Raw genomic sequence first — 4,761 nt, 5'->3', positions numbered from 1 at the left:
CCTGTTCGACCAGGACAGCGGTGGCTGGCTGGCCTGGTACACCAAGTCGAACCAGTACGCGCGCAGCAAGCTCAACGCCGACCTTGAAACACTGCGCAGCTACTACATCACTCGCGGCTACCTGGAGTTCCGCATCGACTCCACGCAGGTCGCCATTTCGCCGGACCGGCAGGCCATCACGCTCACGGCCAACATCACGGAGGGCCAGAAGTTCGCCGTTGCCGGCGTCAGGCTCGCGGGCGACTACCTGGGCCGCGAGAACGAGTTCAAGACCCTGGTCACCATCCGCCCCGGGGCGCCCTACAACGGCGAAGACGTCGCGGCCACCACCAAGGCCTTCACCGACTACTTCGGCACCTTCGGCTATGCCTTCGCGCGCGTGAAGGCCGAACCCGAGATCGACCGCGTCGCCAACCGCGTGGTGATGGTGCTCAAGGCCGAGCCGTCGCGCCGCATCTACGTGCGACGGCTCAACATCGGCGGCAATTCGAAAACGCGCGACGAGGTGATCCGCCGCGAGTTCCGCCAGTTCNNCAAGATCAAGCTGTCGCGCGACCGCGTCGACCGCCTCGGCTTCTTCACCGACGTGAACGTCGAGAGCACCGAGGTCGCGGGCTCGCCCGACCAGGTCGACCTGTCGGTGACCGTGACCGAAAAACCCACCGGCTCGCTGCAGCTCGGCGCCGGCTATTCATCGACCGACAAGATCTCGCTGACCTTCGGCATCACGCAGGAGAACGTGTTCGGCAGCGGCAACTACCTTGGGCTGCAGGTCAACACCAGCTCGTACAACCGCACGGTCTCGCTCACCGCCACCGACCCGTACTTCACCAAGGATGGCATCTCGCGCACGCTGAACGTCTTTCACACCACCACCCGCCCCTACTACGAGGCCGACGGCAACTACAAGCTGGCAAGCGACGGCGGCTCGGTGCGCTTCGGCCTGCCGGTGGGCGAGCTGGACACGGTGTTCCTGGGCATCGGCGTCGAGCGCTATGCCTTCACGCCCGGCAGCAACGGCACGTACACGCTGGTGAACGGCTCGTACGTCTATACCGCCACGCCGCAGGCCTACCTCGACTACTTCGAATGCACCGGCACCGCGCCCAGCGTGGTGTGCGCGGGCCGGACCAAGGTGGGCATACCCGCGACCCTGGGCTGGTCGCGCGACGACCGCGACAGCGCGCTGGTGCCCACGCGCGGCCGGCTGCAGAGCGCGAACCTCGAAGTGGGCGTGGGCAGCGAGTTGCGCTACCTGAAGACCAACTACCAGTACCAGCAGTACTTCGCGCTGTCCAAGCAGTACACGCTGGCGTTCAACGGCCAGCTCGGCTATGCCAAGGCGCTGGGCGGCACGGCGTTCCCGATCTTCAAGAACTTCTATGCGGGCGGGCTCGGCTCCATTCGCGGCTTCGAGCAGAACTCGCTGGGGCCGGTCGACACGGTGACGGGTGGCTCGCTCGGCGGCACGCGCAAGGCGATCTTCAACATGGAATTCAGCACGCCCTTTCCGGGCGCGGGCAACGACCGCTCGCTGCGCCTGTACACCTTTCTCGATGCGGGCAATGTGTTTGCCGACCGCACGAGCGGCATGACCGATGCGCAGTGGAAGGCGCAGAACCGCCTGCGCGCATCGACCGGCATCGGCATCAGCTGGATCTCTCCGCTGGGCCCGCTGCGGCTGGCCTATGCGGTGCCGCTGATGTACCAGAAGGCCGACACGGCCAACAACATCGCGGCGGACCGCACGCAGCGTTTCCAGTTCCAGATCGGAACATCTTTCTGAAGCAAGGCGAAGGAGCATTGCCATGGGCCGCATCCTGCTGGTGGAAGACGGGCGCGACAGCAGCGCCCCGGTGTTGCTGGCGCCGCTGCGCAACGCGGGCCACGAAGTCGAGCAGATCGGCGACGGCGCGGCGGCGCTGGAACGCATCCTGGGTTCGCCGCCGGCGCTCACGCTGCTCGACGTGGCGCTGCCGCGCATCGACGGCCTGCGGGTGCTGGAAAAAGTGCGCTCGCACAGCGACCATCCGATCATCATGCTGACGGCGCGCACGCACGAGGCCGACCGGCTGCGCGGCTTCGATATGGGCGCCGACGACTACGTGTNNCAAGCCCTTCTCGCCGCGCGAAGTGGTGGCGCGCGTCAACACCATCCTGCGGCGCCATGCGCAACGCACCTATGCCGCCAGGCCGTCGGCCGCGGTGAGCTTCGCCGACCCGCGTGCCAGCGCCAGCCTGGAGGGGCATGCGCTGGCGCTCACGCGGCGCGAACTGCTGTTGCTGCGCACGCTGTCGCGCGACCCCGGCCGGGTGTTCACGCGCTCGACGCTGCTCGAAGCCGCGTTTCCCGAGGCGCTCGACGTGAACGAGCGCGCGGTCGATGGGCACATCAAGAACCTGCGCAAGAAGCTGGCCTGCGTCATGCCCTCGCACGACTGGATCCGCTCGATCTACGGCGTGGGCTTCAGCTTCGCGGAGCGGCCGGCTTGAGGCGATGGGCCCGCTTGATGGAGGCAGGCGGCGGCGCCCATTCGCGAGGGCAACGCGGGCGGCATGCCGTCGTTGGCACCCATGATCGGCGCCAGCGTCGACAGATTGGCCCTGCCGCGCGCGTGCTGGGCATGGGTGCGCTCGGGGCACTCGTCCCGGCCCGCGATGAAGGCGCCGAGCGCAAGCCCGCAGAAGGCCAGGAAGCCCGCGAGCCGCTGCGCCATCGCGGCGAGGCGGCCCGGGTGCTGCACCGTCGTGATTCGCAACAGGGCTCAGCCTCCCGCGAGCGGCCGCGTGACGCGGGCCTCGAACCAGCACACCAGGAGGGCCCACAGCAGCGCGACGGCCCAGAAGCGCGGCACCAGCGGCAGCAGCAGGGTCAGGTCCATGTCAGGGGTCATGCCCCGCATGCTGCGTCCTGAATCGGGAGAAATATGGGAGAACACTTCTCCCATATTTCTCCTCGATCGGGCGCGAAGATCGGCGGCTTTTCCACAGCCCGCCCATGACGCCCGCCCGCCCCGAACGCATGTCGCAGAATGCGCCCATGCCCGCCCCGAGCCCATGCCGCGCCTGACCCTTTCCCGCAAGATCTTCCTGGCGCTGGCCGCCCTGCTGATCGTGTTGCTGCTCAGCTTCGCCGGCCTTTCGATCCTGGCGCTGCAGCGGGGCCTTGGCTCCTACGTGGCCGAGATCGAGATACGGCGCATGGACTGGCTCGCGCAGCTGGTGCTCAAGCACTACGTGGCCAACGGCGACTGGAAGAACCTGCGCGACAACGACGAAGCCTGGCACCGCCTGCAGATGGGCCGGCTGGCGGCCGTGCTAGACGGCGCGGGCGTCGCCGACGAGCGCAGGCTGCCGCCCTGGTACCAGTACCGTTCGCTGCGCGGCGCGCCGCCCGAGGGAACCACCGAGATCGTGCCGCCGCAGGTGCCGCCGCCTTCGTCGTCCTCCGCGCCTGCATCGCCCTCATCGCCCTCGGCATCCCCGCAGCCTTCGCCGTCGCCGCAGCTCGAGCTGCTGTCCCGGCGGTTCCTTGCGGGACCGCCGCCGCCCTGGTTCTTTCCCGATCCGCGCGAACTGGCCGACTCCATCTTCCAGCGGCTGGCCGTGCTCGATGCCAAGGGTGAGCGCGTGGTCGGCGCCACGGTCGATCTGGAGAACGCGGCGCGGCTGCCGATACGGCGCAACAAGTCGGTGGTCGGCTACCTGGCGCTGGCGCCGGTGCAGGGCCTCGAAAGCGAAGCCGACCGCGCCTTCCTCGCGCGGCAGTCGGGCGTGATCGTGCTGACCGGGCTGTGCGGCCTGGCCTTTGCGCTGGTGCTGTCGTGGCTGCTGGCGCGCCGCTGGTTCAAGCCCATCGACGCGCTCACGCAGGCGGCGCAAGAAGTGGCGCGCGGGCGCCTGTCCACGCGCGTCGCCGTTCATGGTTCCGACGAACTGGCCCTGCTCGGCAAGACCTTCAACGACATGGCGCAGCGACTGGACACGGTGGAGGCCTCGCGCCGCGCCTGGCTGGCCGACGCGGCGCACGAGCTGCGGCTGCACCGCCAGGTGATCCGGCTCGGCCAACTGGTCGATGACCTGCGCAGCAGCATGCGCGAACCGCAGAGCGACCTGCTCACCGCCACGGTGTTCCCGCTGTCGCTGCTGAAAGAGGCGCTCGACCACACGCGCGACCGCTTCGTGCAGCGCGGCATCGCGGTCGACCGGCGCGCCGTCGATCTGGTCGCGGGCTCCGCGCAGCCGATGGTCGAAGGCGATGCGCGCCGGCTGCACCAGGTGTTCATGAACCTGCTGGAGAACACGCTGGCCTACACCGATGGCGGTGGCGAGCTGCGCATCGGCGTGACGGTCGACGGCGCCTGGACCGGCAACCGCCTCACGCTGGTCTTCGACGACAGCGCGCCCGGCCTGCCCGAGAACGAGCTGCCACGGCTGTTCGACCGCCTGTTCAGGGGCGAGACCTCGCGCAGCCGCGAGTTCGGCGGCTCCGGGCTCGGCCTGTCGATCTGCCGCGCCACCATCGAGGCGCATGGCGGCACCATCGACGCGTCGGCCTCGCCGCTCGGCGGGCTGCGCATGACCCTCACCCTGCCACTGGCGGCATCGTCATGACACGCATCGTCATCGTCGAGGACGAACTCGACATCGCCTCGGTGGTGCAGGACTACCTGCGCCACGCCGGCTACGAGACCGCGCATTTCGCCGATGGGCAAAGCGCGCTCGACAGCATCGTCGCGTCGCCGCCCGACCTGACGCTGC

Annotated in this window: 4 protein-coding genes and 2 pseudogenes; 4 read left to right on the top strand and 2 right to left on the bottom strand. The window is 68.9% G+C overall.

All coding sequences use genetic code 11. From position 1 onward, the window contains the following. The coding region (gene bamA / locus DBV14_RS08970; RefSeq protein ID WP_124458840.1) for an outer membrane protein assembly factor BamA at nucleotides 1-1,786 on the top strand (1,786 nt) is incomplete at its 5' end. A gap of 22 nt (nucleotides 1,787-1,808) precedes the next feature. Beyond that, a pseudogene (locus DBV14_RS08965) lies at nucleotides 1,809-2,493 on the top strand (response regulator). Here the strand turns inward: DBV14_RS08965 and DBV14_RS08960 are convergent. Then, nucleotides 2,454-2,759 (bottom strand): hypothetical protein, encoded by a 306-nt coding sequence (locus DBV14_RS08960; protein WP_124458839.1) that lies wholly within the window; start codon nucleotides 2,757-2,759, stop codon nucleotides 2,454-2,456. The pseudogene DBV14_RS08965 and the gene DBV14_RS08960 overlap by 40 nt on opposite strands. Before the next feature lie 6 nt (nucleotides 2,760-2,765). Continuing rightward, entirely contained in the window at nucleotides 2,766-2,894 is a 129-nt protein-coding gene (locus DBV14_RS08955) for a hypothetical protein (protein ID WP_260396883.1), read from the bottom strand. Between the two features lie 163 nt (nucleotides 2,895-3,057). On the opposite strand from DBV14_RS08955, the gene DBV14_RS08950 reads away from it, so the two are divergent. Beyond that, a complete protein-coding gene (locus DBV14_RS08950; RefSeq protein ID WP_124458837.1) occupies nucleotides 3,058-4,614 on the top strand; it encodes an ATP-binding protein in 1,557 nt (518 codons plus the stop codon). Next, nucleotides 4,611-4,761: pseudogene (locus tag DBV14_RS33820) on the top strand (DNA-binding response regulator); the annotation flags it as partial. The gene DBV14_RS08950 and the pseudogene DBV14_RS33820, both read left to right, overlap by 4 nt.

Origin of the sequence: Variovorax sp. KBW07 (assembly GCF_003852515.1) — a bacterium.
Classification (GTDB): domain Bacteria; phylum Pseudomonadota; class Gammaproteobacteria; order Burkholderiales; family Burkholderiaceae_C; genus Variovorax.
Note: the sequence above shows the minus strand (reverse complement) of the source record. Positions and strands in the feature narration are given on the sequence as shown.